The following is a 17310-nucleotide window of genomic DNA, read 5'->3' as shown; positions in this document are numbered from 1 at the left end:
TGGTGATCCCCTCCCTGCTTGGCCTCTACGCCCTGCTGGACAAAGCCACGCCGAAACAGGCCGCCTGGCGCGGTTTTGGCTACGCCATGGGACTCTTTTTGCCGGGACTGTGGTGGATCCATGTCAGCATGACCGAGTTTGGTGGCATCCCGCTACCGGTCGCCTTCGTGCTGCTGGCCGGGCTCTCCGCCTATCTGGCACTCTACCCGACGCTCGCCTGCTGGGTCTTTGCCCGCTTCTTTGGCGGCCGTCACTGGAGCCGCTGGCTGCTCGCCTTCCCGGCCCTCTGGTTGGTCGCTGACTGGCTGCGCGGCTGGGTGATGACCGGCTTCCCCTGGCTCTGGTTTGGTTACAGCCAAATCGACGGCCCGCTCAAGGGATTTGCTCCCATTCTCGGGGTACAGGGCATCACCCTAGCACTGCTATTCTCCGCCTCCGCCATTTGGCTGGTGTGGAAATCCCGCTCGCCACTGTGGCTGGCGGTGCCCGCCCTGCTGGTGGCCGGCGCTCACGGCCTGATGCAGCTCAACTGGGTGACCCGTGGCGAGCCAGTCAAGGTGGCACTGGTGCAAGGCAATATCGCCCAGTCCCTCAAGTGGGATCCGGAGGCACTGGCCCCCACGGTGCGCACCTATCAGGACTTGAGCCGCGAGAATCAGGATGCCGACATCATCGTCTGGCCGGAGTCGGCGATCCCGGCCATCGAGAAGGCGATGGGCCCCTATCTGGAGAATCTGGACAAGGCGATGAAGGTGAACGATACCGGCCTGCTGGCGGGGATCATCCACTACGACGAGCAGCAACAGCGTTTCTACAATACCGTGCTCGGCATGGGGGTGCAGGATGCGGATGGCAAGGAGTCCTACTTCTACAACCACTCCAACCGCTACAACAAGTACCACCTGCTGCCCATCGGCGAGTTCGTGCCGTTTGAAGATCTGCTGCGCCCCATCGCCCCCTTCTTCAACCTGCCGATGTCCTCCTTCAGCCGGGGTGACGAAGTGCAGCCAAACCTGATCGCCAAGGGGCTCAAGTTTGCCGCCGCCATCTGCTACGAGATCATCTTCCCGGAGGAGGTACGCCGCAACGTCAATGCCGATACCGACTTCCTGCTGACCGTCTCCAACGACGCCTGGTTCGGCACCAGTATCGGCCCCTGGCAGCATATGGAGATCGCCCGGATGCGCGCGCTGGAGCTGGCTCGTCCGCTGCTGCGGGACACCAACACCGGTATCACTATCGTCACCGAGATCGATGGCAGCATCATCGGCCAGATCCCGCAGTTTGAAGCGGGTGTGCTGCGCAGCGAGGTGCGTCCCGCCCACGGCGAGACCCCCTATATGCGCTTTGGCAGCTGGCCCCTCTACGGTTTGACCGTGCTGCTGCTGGGTCTGGCGCTGGCGCTGCGCCCCAAGGCCCACCCCTGGGCCCGCGAGCTGTAACGCCAATCCGCAATCCCCGATAAACAACGAGGCGCCCGCAGGCGCCTCGTTTTTTTACGACAGCTAATCACGTATCTTTTTGCAGGCAGCAGATCACATAGCCGTAACTGCCCAGATATTGGCGGTGGATGGCTACTTCCCGGCTCAAATCCTGCCAGGCGGCACTCTCCCCCAGCTCGTCTCGATAGCGCACCAGATTGACCTCGATAGGGTCCAGATAGTTGTTCCAGGCGCTCATCGGCAAGGGAGTGTGTGACAGGCAGCGGTAGCCTGCCGCTTGTACCGTCTCAAGCAGGCCCGCCAGCGTCTGCATGGCAGGATAATCCTGCTGCCAGAACGCCAACGCCTCCTCGGGCGGGTTATCGGTCAGCCAGACCGCATCGCTCAGCACGATGCAAGCCTGCGGGCTTGAAAGCAGCGGACGCCACGCTTTCAGCGCATTGGCAACACCCATCACGTAGGCACTCCCCTCCGCCCAGATGAGGTCTGCCTGGGCCAGATCGTCCGGCAGTGCCGCCATGTTGGCGCAGAGGGTGGAAACATGCTCAAAACCCGCCGCGCGGGCAGAGTGAGCCACGGCGGCCAGTGCCTCCTCTTCCAGATCGATGGCCACAATGTCAGCATCGGTCACCTGAGCCAGCGCCATGGTTGACGCCCCACGCCCGCAGCCCATGTCGAGGATCCGGCGCGGCCGAATGGGCAAGGCGGCAAACTGCTGCTGGGTGAAGGCGCGCTCCCCCGGCCCCCAGTAACTCATGCCATCCAGCAGCTGGATAAAGTCCTTGATGTAACGCTCATGTTCATTCATGTCTTTGCTCAACCATTGCAAGTGGTAGCGATCTTTCTCGCTAAAACCCTGTTTCATCACCCACGCGAAGTAGGCCTCCGGTGCCTCGCGCTGCAGTTGCAGCTGCCAGGCCTTGAATTCCTCACCGGAGCGCGGGCGCAGCCCTGCCAGATCCGCCAACAGATCCCGGGCGCGCTGCATCCGCGCCAGCTCCTCATCCAGCTCCCTGACCCGGGCCTGCAATGCCGCCTGATCTATCTCGCCAGCCAGACAGGCGAGGCACTGCTTGAGGCTGAGACCACCCGCCTGCAGGGCCTGCACCATCTGCAGTCGCTGCAGATCCCCCTCGTCATAGTGGCGATAGCCGTTGGCGGCCCGAGTACCGGCAATCACCCCCAGCTTCTCGTAATAGAGCAGGGTGGAGCGGGCGAGGCCGCAGCGGCGGGCCAGTTCGGATATTTTCATGGCAATCACTCACGGTGCGGGCCCTCAGGTGACCCGATAGAGACGAGCTTAAACTGTGAAGCTATAGACGGGTCAACGCCCTTTTCCAGAAATCCGCCAACAAAAACGGCCACCCTCGGGTGGCCGTTGTCAGCGATAGGGCTGCGATGCTATTGACTCAGAGACCGGCCGCCTCCAGATGCTCCACCAGCAGCTGCACGCTGCGGTTGCCGCGCCACTCGTTGACGTCAAGCCGGTAGACAAGCCGCACCCGCTTGACCGAGGCATCGGGCCAGCGCTTGAGATCGACGCCAAAGGCGATGGCATCCACCGCGTGACCGGAATCGGTTGTCAGCATCATTTTGAGGTGCTTCTCCCCCACCAGCCGCTGCTGCACCAGCACGAACTCGCCGTCAAACAGTGGCTCGGGGAAGGCCTGACCCCAGGGGCCGGAGGCGCGAATAAGCTCCGCCAGCTCGATATTGAGTTCGTCCGGCAACAACTCGCCATCGGTGAGCAACACCCCGGTCAAAAGCTCTGGTGTCACCAGCTCACTGATGACCGCCTCAAAGGCCCGACTGAACGCCTCAATGTTGGCCTTGGGCAGGGTCAACCCCGCCGCCATGGCGTGGCCGCCAAACTTGCCCATCAGGCCCGGATGGCGGGTATCGAGCAGTTCCAGCGCATCGCGCAGGTGCACACCGGGGATAGAGCGGCCGGAGCCCTTGAGCTCGGTCTCGCTGCTCTCGGCAAACGCGATGACCGGGCGGTAGTACTTCTCCTTCACCTTGGAGGCCACCAGCCCCACCACCCCCTGATGCCACTCGTCCCGGTGCAGCACTATGCCCGACGGCACCTCGCCATCGCGAAACCGGATCTGCTCCAGAGTGGCGAGGGCCTCCTGCTGCATCCCCTGCTCGATCTCCTTGCGCTCCTGATTGAGGCTGTCCATCTCGGCCGCAAGCTGGCGCGCCAAATTGAGATCATCGCAGAGCAGACAGGCGACCCCGAGGGACATGTCATCGAGGCGCCCTACCGCATTGAGGCGCGGCCCCAGCGCAAAACCGAGGTCGGCGGCGGTGAGGCGGCGACCATCGCGGCCCGACACATCCACCAGCGCCTGAATGCCGGGGCGGCAGCGGCCGGCCCTGATCCGCTGCAACCCCTGATGCACCAGAATACGGTTGTTGCCATCGAGCGCCACCACATCGGCGACCGTGCCGAGGGCCACCAGATCGAGGTAATCCGCCACATTGGGGGCTCGCAACCCTTGCCGTTCGTACCAGCCGAGCTGACGCAGATGGGTGTTGAGGGCCGCCATCAGGTAGAAGGCTACCCCCACCCCGGCCAGCGACTTCGAGGGGAAATCGCAACCATGCTGGTTCGGGTTGACGATGGCATCGGCGTCAGGCAGCTCCTGACCCGGCAAATGGTGATCGGTAACCAGTACCTGCATGCCCGCCGCCTTGGCTGCCGCCACCCCGGCGATGCTGGAGATGCCGTTATCCACCGTGATGAGGAACTCGGCGCCGCGCGCCACCGCCAGCTCGACAATTTCGGGGGTGAGGCCGTAGCCAAACTCGAAGCGGTTGGGCACCAGAAAATCGATGTGGCGCCCCCCCATGGCGCGCAGGGCCAGCACACACAGGGCCGAACTGGTGGCACCATCGCAGTCGAAGTCGCCGACAATCAGGATCCGTTTCTGGGCGGTCAGGGCATCCGCCAGCAGCGGCACCGCCTGCTCCATCCCATAGAGGCGCTGGGGCGGCAACAGCTGGCTGGCGCTGCGCTCCAGCAGGGCGGGATCCTCTACGCCACGACTGGCGAAGATTTGGCGAAGCAGAGGATGCAAGGTGGCAGGCAGATGGGAATCATCAACTCGCGGACGACGACGGATTTGCAGGGACATCAATATGATCCAGTATCTTGAGCAGCTGTTCGGGGCTCTGATACCCACGCACCAGATCCCCGTCGGAGGAGACCCAGGCCGGCAGTACCTTGACCCCCAACCATTGGCTCAGGCCAATATTTTGGATAAGGGTCTCACTACATGCCGTTTGAGGCAAATAGGCTTTTAACGGATCATTTTGCAGCAGGGGATCGCTGCACCAGTCGGCGGCCCGTTCGGCGTGATCAATCACCGGATAGAGAGCCACGCTCACCCCGGATGCCTGCAGGTGTTGCAAGGTGCCGGAGAGCTGACGACGTTTGGCGTCCTGCTCGCCGAGAAACAGTGCGACCCGGTGACGCTCATCCCGAGCCTTGAGCACGATGGGGGCATGGGCCACCTGTGCCAAGCCAAGTCGGCGCTGCTCGCGCATACCCGAGATGGTCAGGTTCTTCATGTCACGGGTCATATCCAGCATGACCCCCTGCACCACATAATCCCCTTTGGCATCGCTGTAGAGCACCCCCTGTGAGGTACCCAGCATATACAACCCCGCGATCGGGGTCGGTTCAACCAGATAGACGGGGACCCCCAGCCGGGCTGTGATGGTCTGTTTCAAGGCTTGGGTATCCATCCCCGCTCTGGCAGCAAATGTGCACAAAAGCATCATTCCCAGTAGTAAATACTTCACTTGTTTACTCACGTGGTATGAATGAATCGACCCAGCAAACTACAGCAGCACAGCTCATCATTCAACCAGCTACTTACCAAAAAATTAATATCACTTTGTACCAAAAAAATGGCTCCCCCCGATTGCCAAGGACTCATAACGCCCGCAAGCTAGTCAGGACGACAGGAACAACGCGGCTTAGCCTCTGTTTTTCCTGACAAGAGTTCGCCCTTTGGCAAGGGTAATCAACGCGCTATCTTGTTTAATTTCGGAGGAAATAATGAGTCTGATTCAAGAGTTCAAAGCCTTTGCCGCCCGCGGCAACGTCATCGATATGGCGGTCGGTATCATCATTGGTGCCGCCTTCGGCAAAATTGTCTCCTCTTTTGTCGGTGACGTGATCATGCCGCCCATCGGCCTGATCCTGGGCGGCGTGGACTTCAGCGACCTGGCGGTCACCCTGAAGGCCGCAGAAGGTGCAACACCCGCCGTAGTTATCGCCTATGGCAAGTTCATCCAGACCATCATCGACTTTCTGATCATCTCTTTTGCCATCTTCATGGGACTGAAGGCCATCAACACCCTCAAGAAAAAGCAGGAAGAGGAAGCCGCCGCCCCGGCAGGCCCGACCAAGGATCAGGAGCTGCTGACCGAGATCCGTGATCTGCTGAAATCCCAGCAAGGGAAATAAGCGCCATCTCCTGTCGTGTAGAGATAAAAAAACCGCCTGCTGGCGGTTTTTTGTTTTTGGGAGGCCAGCCACTCAGGCTCTGGGGTGGTGCTCCCCGTGCAGCGCCTTGAGCCGTTCGTTGGCCACATGGGTGTAGATCTGGGTGGTGGAGAGATCCGCGTGACCCAGCAGCATCTGTACCACTCGCAGGTCGGCGCCGTGGTTGAGCAGATGGGTGGCAAAGGCGTGGCGCAGGGTATGGGGGGATAACTCGCCGTTGATCCCGGCCCGCATGGCATAGAGTTTGATGCGATGCCAGAAAGTCTGGCGGGTCATCATACGGGCCTGCTTGGAGGGAAATACCACGTCCGAGCTGGTGCCCCCCAGCAGCAGGATGCGGGCCTCCCGGTAGTAACGCTCCAGCCAGTGCATCGCCTCCTCGCCCATCGGCACCAACCGCTCCTTGTTGCCCTTGCCGACTACCCGCACCAAGCCCTGACGCAAACTGACATGCTCGGCAGTGAGCCCCACCAGCTCGGAAACCCGCAAGCCGGTAGCGTAGAGCAGCTCCAGCATTGCCTTGTCCCGCAGCTCCAGCGGGTCATCCACCATCGGCGCACTCAGCAGAGCCTCCACTTCCGCTTCGCTTAAATCGGAGGGGAGTTTTTTCGGCAACTTGGGCCCCTCCAGCAGCACGGTCGGATCATCGCTGCGCAGCTTCTCACGGTTGAGATACTGATAGAAACGGCGCAGGGCCGAGAGAAAACGGGCGGTGCTGCTGGCCGCAAACTGGTGATCGACCCGCCAGGCGAGGTAGTGCTGGATCTCGTCTATCCCCGCCAGCAACAGCGAGCTTCCCTGCTCGTCGAGCCAGAGGGAGAACTTCTCCAGATCGCTGCGATAGGAGCTGACCGTGTTGTCAGACAATCCCCGCTCCAGCCAGAGAGCATCGAGAAAGGGTTCAATCAGGGGATGGGGGTCGGGCTTGCTCATGGTGCGCTGCAATCAGGGGATCGATGGCCCATTGTAACGCGCCAACTCCTTGGAAAGACAAGGCACTTTCATTGGAAAGATAAGGCACGTTTGCCACACCCCTTGCCGGGCGGTGAAGGTCGAGTGGCAATCTGCTAGACTGGCGCCCTCCCCTTACGTTACCCATCGTGTTGCCAACATGGCGCAGCCCACACGAGCATGCGAGAACGCGCCAAAAGCAAGCGAGAACGCGCCAACAGAGAGTAGAGCGATGAAGATTGGTCTGTTTTACGGTTCCACCACCTGCTACACCGAGATGGCTGCCGAGAAGATCCGCGCCCTCATCGGCCCCGAGCTGGTGGATATTCACAATATCAAGGATGTCTCCCTGCGCCGGATGGAGGATTACGAGATCCTGATCCTCGGCATCTCCACCTGGGATTTTGGCGAACTGCAGGAGGACTGGGAGTCCCGCTGGGAAGATATCGCCGATCTCCATCTGGAGGGACGCATCGTGGCCCTGTTTGGCCTCGGCGATCAGCTCGGTTATGGCGAATGGTTCCAGGACGCCCTCGGCATGCTGCACGATCAGCTGGTGCCAAAAGGGGTCAAGCTGGTGGGCTACTGGCCCAACGAAGGGTACGAATTCGATGCCTCCAAGGCACTGATCGACGATGGCCGTCACTTCGTCGGGCTGGCCCTTGATGATGCCAACCAATATGACCAGACCGATCCGCGCATCGAGCAGTGGGTCGAGCAGATCCTGAGCGAAATCCACGCCCTGCTCTGATCTTTCCCAGGTTTTGGCAAAACGACCCTGAGCGCCTGGCGCTGGCCGCCGGGCGCAGTTATCGCACCGATTTTCTCAATCGGTATCATCGCATGACGCTATAGCGACTTTTTTGTGCTGGTCTGCAACAATGGACTCGACATCCCATAACAATCAGAGCCGGATGTCGGAAGCAAACGGACAGACCAGAAAAGGATATTCTATGACCCCATTCTCCCTGTTGGCCCCCGCCATTGCCCGTGACGTGCTCGATCACGCGCTGGCGCTGGGTGCCGATTTCGCCGAGCTGTTTGTCGAGCGCAAGCGCCGCAGCCAGCTCAGCCTGCTCTCCAGCCAGATAGAGAATATCAGCGGTGGCCTCGATTTCGGCATCGGCGTGCGCCTCTGTTACGGCCACAAGGTGCTCTACGGCTACACCAACCAAGCCAGCCGCGACGAGCTGCTGCGCATCGTCACCCTGCTGGCGGCCAAAGACCGCCGCGACCCCGTGGTGACCGCCACCGCCTTCGATTTCACCCGCCTGAGCGATCGCAACCCGGTGGCCCTGCCGCTGTCGGCAGACAAGCTGCTGGAGCAGAAGATCGCCTATCTGCACGCCATGGATGCGGTGGCCCGTGCCGAGAGCAGTAAGGTGAGCCAGTTCTCCGGCAACGTGCTGGGCTGGGAGCAGGAGGTGGAGATCTTCAATAGCGAAGGAGTGCAAGTGGCCGATCGCCGCCACTACAACCGCATCATGGCCCAGACCATCGCCATGGAAGGGAGCGAGCAGAGCGTTGGTTACGAGGCCCCCGGCGCCCTGATGGGGTGGGAGCATGCCGATCGCATCGATCCGCGCGAGCTGGCCCTCACCGCCACCCGTCAGGCACTGGTGAAACTGGGCGCGGCTCCCTGCCCGAGCGGCACCCTGCCGGTCATCATGGAGAATGGCTTTGGCGGCGTCATCTTCCACGAGGCGTGCGGCCACCTGCTGGAGACCACCTCGGTAGCCAAGAAGGCCTCGGTGTTCCACGACAAGATGGGCCAGCTTATCGCCAATCCGGTGGTCAATGCGGTGGATGAAGGCTTGCAGAGCAACGCCTGGGGCTCCATCAACGTCGATGACGAGGGGATGGCGACCCAGCATACCCAGCTCATCAAGGACGGGGTACTGACCGGCTTTCTGGTGGACAGAATGGGCGCTCTCAAGACCGGTTATGCCCGCACCGGATCGGGTCGGCGCGAATCGTACAAGTACGCCCCCACCTCGCGCATGCGCAACACCTATATCGAACCGGGCAACCACAGCCTCGACGATATGCTAGCCACCGTCGAACATGGCATCTACGCCAAGAAGATGGGGGGCGGCTCGGTACAGCCCGGCACCGGTGAATTCAACTTCAATGTGCAAGAGGCCTACCTCATCGAGCACGGCAAAATCACCAAGCCGCTCAAGTCGGCCACCCTGATCGGCACCGGCCCGCAGGTGCTGAAAGAGATCTCCATGGTGGGCCGCAATCTGGCGCTGGCCGCCGGTATGTGCGGCTCTGTCTCGGGCTCGGTCCCCACCTCGGTGGGCCAGCCGGCCCTCAAAGTGGACAATATCCTGGTGGGAGGGAACGCCTGATGAGCCAACTCGACATGAACCAACTGCTCACCCGCCTGCTGGATAAAGTGGCCGACCTCGGCGCCGAGGCAGACATCATCGCCAATCAGGAGAAGGCCTTCTCCCTCAAGGCTGACAAGGGCGAGCTGGGTGAATACAAGGTCACCAGCAGCCAGCAACTCGGTATTCGCCTGATAAAAGAGGGCCGGGTCGGCATCGCCTACTCGGAAGCGCTCGATGAGTCAGCGCTGGATGCCATGCTGCAAGATGCGCTCGATGCCAGCCGCTTTGCCAAGGTTGACCCGGATCAGCGCATCTCGGTGGCCAATAGCCGGATCACCACAGATTGCGCCGAGATCAACCAGCCCGATACCACGCCGGTTGAGGAGAAGATCGCTCTGGCCCTGCGCCTGGAATCTGACATGCTGGCCATGCCCGATGTGAGCGGCGCCCCCTACAACAGCTTCTTCGAAGGGGAGAGCCAGCTCTGGCTCGCCAACAGTCAGGGCACCCTCTGCCAGCACGGCGAGTTCAGCGTCGGCTGCTACACCTCGGCGCTGGTGGAACGGGATGGCCGCCAGTCGATGCACTCGCAGGGGCAGTATGGCCGTCGCTTCGACGAGCTGGACAGTCAGGCCCTGATCGAGCAGATCTACGCCATCGCCGATGGTCTGCTGCCCGGTGAAGCGGTGCCGAGCGGTCGCTACAGCGTCATCTTCAGCACCAACTGCTTCGCCAGCCTGTTTGGCTGCTTTCAGGGTGTGCTGTCGGGCAAGTGGGCCCAACAGGGGATCAACCCCTGGCGGGAAAAGGTGGGGCAGAGCGTCGCCTCGCGCTGGCTCACTCTGGAGAGCCGGGTCTATATGCCGGGCGGCATGAACATCAAGGCGTTTGATGGCGAGGGAGCGGCCACCTCGGATCTGCTGCTGATTGGCGACGGTGAGCTGAAAACCCTGCTCCACAACAGCGCCACCGCCCGCCACTTTGGCGTCGCCAGCAACGGCTCGGCCGCTCGCGGTGCCCGCAGCGCCCTCGATGTGACCGCTCGCCATCTGGTGTTTGGCGCGGGCCCCCACTGCGAAGCGGAGGTGCAGAGCGGCGACTATCTGGAGCTGGTCAAGCTGGATGGCCTGCATTCGGGTGCCGATGCGGTGAGCGGCGACTTCTCGTTTGGCGCATCAGGGTTCCTCTGTCGCGATGGAGTTCGCCTGCAGCCGGTGCGCGGCATCACGGTAGCAGGCAACTTCTACCGCCTGCTGGGCGAGCTGGAAGCGGTCGGTGACACCCTGCACCACAACGATGGCAAGGGCTTCTACGCCCCGCTTATCCGTTTTGGCGGGCTCTCCGTCGCAGGCAAGTAAACGTCCCGACGAAACCTGCAAGCAAGAAAAAGGCGCCTGATGGCGCCTTTTTCTCGTTATCTCGTCCGCCTTGAGGCCTGACTCAGGGCGAGAGCGGCTCGCGATGATACTCGGCGCAGCCGCATTCGGGGCAGGTGTCGAGCTGCTCGGGGTGCAGCACGGTATGGCGCCAGCCACACTGGTCGCACACCATGACCCCGAGCCCTACCCAGTCACCCGCTTCGTAAACACCCTTATGCTCCAGCTCGTCGGCCAGCTCGCGCCACTCCACCTGGGCGCGGTCGGTCACATCCGCCAGCCAGGACCAGGCGGTGTCTTTGAGGGCCAGCATAAAGGCAGACTCTTCCACCTGCGCACTATCGTCATGGCGCCCCTCGTCATAGTTGCCCAGATCCCGCTTCACGTACTCGGCGATGAGCGCCAGTTCGTCTTGGGTCAGGTCGCTGGCAGCCTCCAGATAGGCCTGCACCTTGGCAATCATCCGGTTGAGGCGCTCCCCCTGGAACTCTTCAGTCTCTTGCCACTGTTTTTGCAGCTCGGCAATGAAGGCTTCGTACCCTTTTTGACGTTTGTCCATGGCTCTAACTCCTCTACTAAACCCTGATCTGGCCCGGCTTAAGGCCCAAGGGACGCTGGCGGTTGTTGCCGCCGCAGGATATGGGTATTCTATTGCGATTTCCCAGCTGATTTATCTATTCATTTCACAGATCCGGATGTCACCAATGCAAGAGCAATACGTTCCCCAATCAATCGAACCAGCAGTGCAAAAGCACTGGGATGCCAAGAAAACCTTCAAGGCCGTGGAGAAGGTAGACAAGGAGAAGTTCTACTGCCTGTCCATGTTCCCCTATCCGTCTGGTCGACTACACATGGGGCACGTTCGTAACTACACCATAGGTGATGTGATCTCCCGTTATCAACGCCTCAATGGCAAGAACGTGCTGCAACCCATAGGTTGGGATGCATTCGGTCTGCCGGCCGAGAACGCAGCGATCAAAAACAATACCGCGCCGGCGCCCTGGACCTACGAAAACATCGAATACATGAAGAACCAGCTGAAGATGCTGGGTCTGGGTTATGACTGGGATCGTGAAATCGCCACCTGCAAACCGGATTACTACCGCTGGGAGCAGTGGTTCTTCACCAAGCTCTACGAGAAGGGCCTGGTCTACAAGAAGACCTCTTCCGTCAACTGGTGCCCGAACGACATGACAGTGCTGGCCAACGAACAGGTGGTCGACAACTGCTGCTGGCGCTGTGACACTCCGGTGGAGCAGAAAGAGATCCCCCAGTGGTTCATCAAGATCACCGACTACGCCGAAGAGCTGCTCAACGACATCGACAATCTGGAAGGCTGGCCAGAGATGGTCAAGACCATGCAGCGCAACTGGATTGGCCGCTCCGAAGGGGTCAACATCAGCTTCAATATCGAGGGTCAGGCTGATCAGCTGGAGGTCTACACCACCCGTCCGGACACCTTCATGGGCGTGACTTATGTCGGTATCGCTGCCGGTCACCCGCTGGCGCTGCAAGCAGCCCAGAACAATCCGGAGCTGGCTGCCTTCATCGAAGAGTGCAAGAACACCAAGGTAGCCGAAGCGGAACTGGCCACCATGGAGAAGAAGGGCATGGCCACCGGCCTCTATGCCATTCACCCGCTGGATGGCCGCAAGGTACCGGTCTGGGTCGCCAACTTCGTGCTGATGAACTACGGCACCGGCGCCGTGATGGCAGTTCCGGCTCACGACCAGCGTGACTTCGAGTTCGCCACCAAATATGGCCTCGACATCAAGGCGGTGATCAAGCCGGTTGATGGCGACGTCGACGTGAGCGAAGCGGCTTACACAGAGAAGGGCGTGCTGTTCAACTCTGGCGAGTTCGACGGTCTCGACTTCCAGGGCGCCTTCGATGCCATCGCCAGCAAGCTGGAAGGGCTCGGCAAGGGCAAGCGCACCGTCAATTACCGCCTGCGTGACTGGGGGGTCTCCCGTCAGCGTTACTGGGGTGCCCCCATCCCGATGCTGACCCTGGCTGACGGCACCGTAGTGCCGACGCCGGAAGATCAGCTGCCGGTACTGTTGCCGGAAGATGTGGTGATGGACGGTATCCAGAGCCCGATCAAGGCTGACGCCGAGTGGGCCAAGACCACTTACAACGGTCAGGAAGCGTTCCGCGAGACCGATACCTTCGACACCTTTATGGAGTCCTCCTGGTACTACGCGCGCTACTGCTCCCCGGACTACGACAAGGGCATGCTGGATCCGGCTGCTGCCAACCACTGGCTGCCGGTGGATCAGTACATCGGCGGTATCGAACACGCCTGTATGCACCTGCTCTACGCCCGCTTCTTCCACAAGCTGCTGCGTGACGCGGGTCTGGTCAACAGCGATGAGCCGTTCAAGCGTCTGCTCTGCCAGGGCATGGTGCTGGCCGACGCCTTCTACTACAAAGACGAGAAGGGCGGCAACGTCTGGGTCAGCCCGACCGACGTCAAGGTAGAGCGTGACGAGAAGGGTCGCATCACCAAGGCCATCGACAACGAAGGCCGTGAGGTAATGCACTCCGGCATGACCAAGATGTCCAAGTCCAAGAACAACGGCATCGACCCGCAGCTGATGGTCGAGCGTTACGGCGCCGATACCGTCCGTCTGTTCATGATGTTCGCCTCTCCGGCCGAGATGACACTGGAGTGGTCCGACTCCGGCGTAGAGGGTGCCCAGCGCTTCCTGCGTCGCCTGTGGCGCGTCACCTTCGAGCACGTCTCCGGTGGCACCGTTGCCGCACTGGATGTAGCTGCTCTCACCAACGAGCAGAAAGCCATTCGTCGTGAACTGCACAAGACCATCGCCAAGGTGAGCGATGACGTGGGCCGCCGTCAGACCTTCAACACCGCCATCGCCGCCATCATGGAGCTGATGAACAATCTCTCCAAGCTGGGTTCAGAAGAGCAGGACCGCGCCCTGATGCAGGAAGCGCTGGAAGCCGTGGTGGTCATGCTCTACCCCATCACCCCGCACATCGGCTTCGAGCTGTGGAAGATGCTGGGCAAGGGCGACGACATCGATCACGCAGCCTGGCCGGTGGCCGATGAAGCGGCCATGGTCGAGACCGAGAAGCTGGTGGTGGTGCAGATTAACGGCAAGATGCGCGGCAAGCTGACCGTGCCGGCCGAGATCAGCCAGGCCGACGTCGAGAAGCTGGCGATGGCCGATGCCTCCGTGCAGAAGTTCACCGACGGTCTGACCGTGCGCAAGGTGATCTATGTACCTGGCAAGCTGCTCAATATTGTCGCTAACTGATCGGTTGCCAACTGATGTCATACCATTTGGCAACCTTGGCTGACTGTGTGGCCACTCATGGGTAACGACGTACCGGCCCATGACAGCTCAATATTGTCGCTAACTAATTGGCTGCCAACTGATTGGTTACCAACTGATCATTGCCAATCTGTAACAGCAAACGGATGATAACGGCGGGCCATGCGCCCGCCGCTTTCCCTTAATGCAAAGAGGATTTTCTATGGGCACCATCTTCACCCGCTGGATGGCCATCGTGCTGGCTGGTCTGCTGCTGCAAGGCTGCGGCTTTCACATGCGCGGCAACGGCATTCCGAGCGAGCTGATGACCATGAAGGTCGTGGGCGACAACAAGAGCGACTTCTACCGGATGGTTACCACCCGCCTGAAGGCCTCTGGCGTGACCCTGGCCGACAAGGAGGGCATTCCGGTGCTCACTCTGGGCGGCGTAGGCAGCACCAGTCAGGTCGCCTCGGTCAACGCGCTGGGGACGGACACCGAATATGTGCTGGGCTTTGGTACCCAGTTCACCATCTCGGTACCGGGCAAGCCGACTCAGGTCTTCCCCATCAACTTCAACCGCAGCTTCCTCAACAAGCCGGATGCCGCACTCGCCTCCTCCCGTGAGCAGGAGCAGCTCAACCGCGAAATGCAGGAGCAGGCGGCCAATCAGGTGATCCGGCAGTTGAGTCAGGTCAGCTTCTGATGCGGATCTACCCGGAGCAATTTGGTGACCACCTCAAAGCAGGGCTTCGGCCCTGCTATCTCGTTTTTGGCGACGAGCCCCTGTTGCGACTGGAGTCCATCGATGCCATCCGTCAGGTCGCCCGCAAGCAGGGTTTCGATGAGCGCCACACCTTCGTGGTGGAACAGGGGCTGGACTGGAATCAGGTCTACGATGCCTGTCAGGCCATGAGCCTCTTCTCCGCCCGCCAGATCATCGAGCTGGAGCTGCCCGCCAAGGTGGACAAGGATCTGGCTGCCCGCATCAGCGAAATCGGCAAGCAGCTTCATCCCGACCTGCTGCTGGTGCTGAGTGGCGGTCGCCTCAATCAGACCCAGATGAAGGCAGCCTGGTTCGACAAGCTCTACCAGATTGGCACCTATGTACCGGTCAACCATCCGGAGCCCAAGTTCTTCCCCCGCTGGATGAACGCCCGTTTTGCGCGTTTCGGCCTCAAGGCGCTGCCGGATGCCATCAACTTCATGTGCCACTCCTACGAGGGCAACCTGCTGGCCGCCAGTCAGGAGATCGAGAAGCTGACCCTGCTCTCGCCGCCCCAGCCCATCAGCGTCACCTATCTGCAAGAGACCATTATCCGCCACGCCCACTTCACCCCATTCCAGCTGGTCGATACCCTGCTGGAGGGCAAGGTGAACCGGGCCCAGCGCATTCTGGCCGCTCTGCGGGCCGAAGGTACCGAGCCAGGGATGCTGGCCTGGACCCTCTGCCGCGAGCTGGAGCAGCTGACCGAGCTGTCGCTGGCGATGCGCAACGGCCAGCCGCTGGGTGAGCACTTCAGCCGCCTGCGCATCTGGCAGAGCCGCCAGCAGCTCATTCAGCAAGCACTGACCCGGCTGCCATTTGCCAAGTTGCAGCAACTGTGGCAACTGATGGCCCAATTGGACGATGCCCAGCGCCGCTTCGATACCGAACAGGCGTGGCTGATGCTGCAGACCATTGCCCTCGGCTTTCGTGATGGCACCCCGCTGCCGCTGGTGATGGAGAGCAGCCCGTGCTGAAGGCGCCTGTCGGTTTGCTTGGCGGCACCTTCGACCCCATCCATATCGGTCATCTTCGCCCGGCCATCGAGGCGCGCGATGCCCTCGGGCTGGCCGAGATGCGGCTGATCCCGAACCATATCCCGCCCCACCGCGCCAATCCGTTCTGCTCGAGCGAACAGCGCCTCGCCATGGTCAAGCTGGCGGCGGCGGAGAACCACCACTTTGTGGTGGATGAGCGGGAGCTGAGACGGGACAAGCCCTCTTACACTATCGATACCCTGATCGAGCTGCGTCATGAACTGCCCGATACGCCGCTCTGTTTTCTGATGGGGATGGATTCCCTGCTGAGCCTGCCAAGCTGGCACCGCTGGCAGGAGCTGCTCGACCATGCCCATCTGGTGGTGAGCGTGCGGCCGGGCTGGCAACCGGATTATCCGACCGGGGTGGCACAGCTGCTGGCGCGCCATCACACCACAGATGCTAACGCGCTGCACCAGCGTCTGGCCGGTCATATCTGGCTGGCGGACAACCAGCCTATCGAACTGTCAGCCACCCGACTGCGGGCCTTGCTGGATGGGGGGCAAGACACCCGCTACCTCTTGCCCGAGTCGGTTGCGCACTATATTGATCAACAAGGGCTCTACCGCGCCAACCGCCGCTAGCCCCTGTCGTAATCCCGCCCCACCCGATGGGAAACGGGAGTGACCATGATATAATCCGCCGCCCTGACGCAAACGCTGCGCGCCGGAATACAGGAGAGACTCATTGCAAGGCCAAGAATTGCATGCCTTTATCATCGACAAGATCGATGACATGAAAGGCCGCGACATCATCACCCTCGATGTTCGCGGCAAATCCAGCATTACTGACACCATGATCATCTGTTCCGGCAACTCCAGTCGTCACGTCAGCGCCATTGCCCACCATCTGGCCAGCGAGGCCCGCCACGCGGGTCTGGATCTGCTGAGCGTGGAAGGGCAACTGAGCGGTGAATGGGTGCTGGTAGATATGGGCTCGGTGATCGTGCATGTGATGCAGGATGAACACCGTGACTTCTACCAACTGGAAAAGCTGTGGAGCGGTGCCGCTCAAATGAATACGCAATAAGAGCACAAGTGTAACGACCATGAAGATCCAGTTGATTGCGGTGGGCACCAAGATGCCCGCCTGGGTAGAGCATGGCTTCGAAGAGTATCGTCGCCGCTTCCCCAAAGACATGCCGTTTGAACTCGTCGAGATTGGCGCAGGCAAACGGGGCAAAAATGCCGACATTCCGCGCATCCTGCAGAAGGAAGGGGAAGCCATGCTGGCGGCTGCGGGGCGCTCGCGCATCGTCACCCTCGACATTCCGGGCAAGCCCTGGACCACGGAGCAGCTGGCGACCCAGCTGGAGGCGTGGAAACTCGATGGCCGCGATGTAGCCCTGCTGGTAGGCGGGCCGGAAGGCTTGTCCCCCGAGTGCAAGGCTGCCGCCGAACAGAGCTGGTCACTGTCACCGCTCACCCTGCCCCATCCGCTGGTGCGGGTACTGGTGGCCGAGAGCCTCTATCGGGCCTGGAGCATCACCACCAATCATCCGTATCATAGAGAGTGAGCCATGCGTCTCTGGAGTCTCACCGCTCATATTCACCCCTATCACAGAGAGTGAACAATGCAGTTCCTGCTCTTATTGCCCCCAAGGGT

General features: G+C 61.0%; 16 protein-coding genes. 11 read left to right on the top strand and 5 right to left on the bottom strand.

The features are described from left to right. Positions 1 to 2 precede the first annotated feature (2 nt). The gene (gene lnt / locus AB5Y85_RS07125; protein ID WP_368221289.1) at positions 3 to 1442 is read left to right on the top strand and encodes an apolipoprotein N-acyltransferase; all 1440 of its coding nucleotides are present in this window, start codon (positions 3 to 5) and stop codon (positions 1440 to 1442) included. Positions 1443 to 1509: 67 nt separating this feature from the next. Here the strand turns inward: lnt and AB5Y85_RS07120 are convergent, their stop codons facing one another. From AB5Y85_RS07120 to AB5Y85_RS07110, 3 genes are all read right to left on the bottom strand, one after another. After that, the gene (locus AB5Y85_RS07120; protein WP_101529544.1) at positions 1510 to 2694 is read right to left on the bottom strand and encodes a MerR family transcriptional regulator; all 1185 of its coding nucleotides are present in this window, start codon (positions 2692 to 2694) and stop codon (positions 1510 to 1512) included. Positions 2695 to 2851: 157 nt separating this feature from the next. Next, complete coding sequence (gene recJ, locus AB5Y85_RS07115) at positions 2852 to 4582, bottom strand: single-stranded-DNA-specific exonuclease RecJ (protein ID WP_113739677.1); 1731 nt, start codon at positions 4580 to 4582, stop codon at positions 2852 to 2854. Then, positions 4548 to 5195: a disulfide isomerase DsbC N-terminal domain-containing protein gene (locus tag AB5Y85_RS07110; protein ID WP_005335146.1), complete on the bottom strand. Its 648-nt coding sequence runs from the start codon at positions 5193 to 5195 to the stop codon at positions 4548 to 4550. The genes recJ and AB5Y85_RS07110 overlap by 35 nt, the downstream gene beginning before the upstream one ends. A gap of 316 nt (positions 5196 to 5511) precedes the next feature. Here AB5Y85_RS07110 and mscL point away from each other — a divergent pair, with 316 nt between their 5' ends. Continuing rightward, positions 5512 to 5922 (top strand): large-conductance mechanosensitive channel protein MscL, encoded by a 411-nt coding sequence (mscL, locus tag AB5Y85_RS07105; protein WP_047438040.1) that lies wholly within the window; start codon positions 5512 to 5514, stop codon positions 5920 to 5922. Between the two features lie 72 nt (positions 5923 to 5994). On the opposite strand, the gene xerD is transcribed toward mscL, so the two are convergent. Continuing rightward, positions 5995 to 6894 (bottom strand): site-specific tyrosine recombinase XerD, encoded by a 900-nt coding sequence (gene xerD / locus AB5Y85_RS07100; RefSeq protein WP_257687036.1) that lies wholly within the window; start codon positions 6892 to 6894, stop codon positions 5995 to 5997. Positions 6895 to 7144: 250 nt separating this feature from the next. Here xerD and fldB point away from each other — a divergent pair, with 250 nt between their 5' ends. The 3 genes from fldB (at position 7145) to AB5Y85_RS07085 (ending at position 10606) form a co-directional block, all read left to right on the top strand. Beyond that, a complete protein-coding gene (gene fldB / locus AB5Y85_RS07095; protein WP_005335151.1) occupies positions 7145 to 7663 on the top strand; it encodes a flavodoxin FldB in 519 nt (172 codons plus the stop codon). 202 nt (positions 7664 to 7865) lie between these two features. Next, the gene (locus AB5Y85_RS07090) at positions 7866 to 9266 is read left to right on the top strand and encodes a TldD/PmbA family protein (RefSeq protein ID WP_113739676.1); all 1401 of its coding nucleotides are present in this window, start codon (positions 7866 to 7868) and stop codon (positions 9264 to 9266) included. After that, positions 9266 to 10606, top strand: a complete 1341-nt coding sequence (locus AB5Y85_RS07085; RefSeq protein WP_257687037.1) for a TldD/PmbA family protein — start codon at positions 9266 to 9268, stop codon at positions 10604 to 10606. Before AB5Y85_RS07090 ends, AB5Y85_RS07085 begins: the two co-directional genes overlap by 1 nt. A gap of 82 nt (positions 10607 to 10688) precedes the next feature. On the opposite strand, the gene AB5Y85_RS07080 is transcribed toward AB5Y85_RS07085, so the two are convergent. After that, the gene (locus AB5Y85_RS07080; RefSeq protein ID WP_005348075.1) at positions 10689 to 11183 is read right to left on the bottom strand and encodes a zinc ribbon-containing protein; all 495 of its coding nucleotides are present in this window, start codon (positions 11181 to 11183) and stop codon (positions 10689 to 10691) included. 145 nt (positions 11184 to 11328) lie between these two features. On the opposite strand from AB5Y85_RS07080, the gene leuS reads away from it, so the two are divergent. The 6 genes from leuS to rlmH all read left to right on the top strand — a co-directional run bounded on the left by leuS (position 11329) and on the right by rlmH (position 17221). Then, a complete protein-coding gene (gene leuS / locus AB5Y85_RS07075; protein ID WP_368221288.1) occupies positions 11329 to 13905 on the top strand; it encodes a leucine--tRNA ligase in 2577 nt (858 codons plus the stop codon). 220 nt (positions 13906 to 14125) lie between these two features. Further along, complete coding sequence (gene lptE, locus AB5Y85_RS07070; RefSeq protein WP_005335160.1) at positions 14126 to 14608, top strand: LPS assembly lipoprotein LptE; 483 nt, start codon at positions 14126 to 14128, stop codon at positions 14606 to 14608. Beyond that, positions 14608 to 15645, top strand: a complete 1038-nt coding sequence (gene holA / locus AB5Y85_RS07065) for a DNA polymerase III subunit delta (protein WP_257687038.1) — start codon at positions 14608 to 14610, stop codon at positions 15643 to 15645. The genes lptE and holA overlap by 1 nt, the downstream gene beginning before the upstream one ends. Further along, positions 15639 to 16289, top strand: coding sequence for a nicotinate-nucleotide adenylyltransferase (gene nadD / locus AB5Y85_RS07060; protein ID WP_257687039.1), 651 nt, complete (start codon positions 15639 to 15641; stop codon positions 16287 to 16289). Before holA ends, nadD begins: the two co-directional genes overlap by 7 nt. Positions 16290 to 16392: 103 nt before the next feature. After that, positions 16393 to 16734, top strand: coding sequence for a ribosome silencing factor (gene rsfS, locus AB5Y85_RS07055; protein WP_005335165.1), 342 nt, complete (start codon positions 16393 to 16395; stop codon positions 16732 to 16734). 19 nt (positions 16735 to 16753) lie between these two features. Continuing rightward, positions 16754 to 17221, top strand: a complete 468-nt coding sequence (gene rlmH, locus AB5Y85_RS07050; protein WP_005335166.1) for a 23S rRNA (pseudouridine(1915)-N(3))-methyltransferase RlmH — start codon at positions 16754 to 16756, stop codon at positions 17219 to 17221. Positions 17222 to 17310: the final 89 nt, after the last annotated feature.

The sequence above is a fragment of the Aeromonas sp. R3-1 genome, from assembly GCF_040908345.1.
GTDB lineage: Bacteria > Pseudomonadota > Gammaproteobacteria > Enterobacterales > Aeromonadaceae > Aeromonas > Aeromonas veronii.
This window is presented reverse-complemented; position numbering and strand designations above follow the sequence as displayed.

What these genes read in the sequence shown, in the direction of transcription:
- AB5Y85_RS07120 (WP_101529544.1), bottom strand. Translation starts at nt 2,694, where the DNA reads ATGAAAATATCCGAACTGGCCCGCCGCTGCGGCCTCGCCCGCTCCACC.
- recJ (WP_113739677.1), bottom strand. Translation starts at nt 4,582, where the DNA reads ATGTCCCTGCAAATCCGTCGTCGTCCGCGAGTTGATGATTCCCATCTG.
- AB5Y85_RS07110 (WP_005335146.1), bottom strand. Translation starts at nt 5,195, where the DNA reads ATGGATACCCAAGCCTTGAAACAGACCATCACAGCCCGGCTGGGGGTC.
- mscL (WP_047438040.1), top strand. Translation starts at nt 5,512, where the DNA reads ATGAGTCTGATTCAAGAGTTCAAAGCCTTTGCCGCCCGCGGCAACGTC.
- xerD (WP_257687036.1), bottom strand. Translation starts at nt 6,894, where the DNA reads ATGAGCAAGCCCGACCCCCATCCCCTGATTGAACCCTTTCTCGATGCT.
- fldB (WP_005335151.1), top strand. Translation starts at nt 7,145, where the DNA reads ATGAAGATTGGTCTGTTTTACGGTTCCACCACCTGCTACACCGAGATG.
- AB5Y85_RS07090 (WP_113739676.1), top strand. Translation starts at nt 7,866, where the DNA reads ATGACCCCATTCTCCCTGTTGGCCCCCGCCATTGCCCGTGACGTGCTC.
- AB5Y85_RS07085 (WP_257687037.1), top strand. Translation starts at nt 9,266, where the DNA reads ATGAGCCAACTCGACATGAACCAACTGCTCACCCGCCTGCTGGATAAA.
- AB5Y85_RS07080 (WP_005348075.1), bottom strand. Translation starts at nt 11,183, where the DNA reads ATGGACAAACGTCAAAAAGGGTACGAAGCCTTCATTGCCGAGCTGCAA.
- leuS (WP_368221288.1), top strand. Translation starts at nt 11,329, where the DNA reads ATGCAAGAGCAATACGTTCCCCAATCAATCGAACCAGCAGTGCAAAAG.
- lptE (WP_005335160.1), top strand. Translation starts at nt 14,126, where the DNA reads ATGGGCACCATCTTCACCCGCTGGATGGCCATCGTGCTGGCTGGTCTG.
- holA (WP_257687038.1), top strand. Translation starts at nt 14,608, where the DNA reads ATGCGGATCTACCCGGAGCAATTTGGTGACCACCTCAAAGCAGGGCTT.
- rlmH (WP_005335166.1), top strand. Translation starts at nt 16,754, where the DNA reads ATGAAGATCCAGTTGATTGCGGTGGGCACCAAGATGCCCGCCTGGGTA.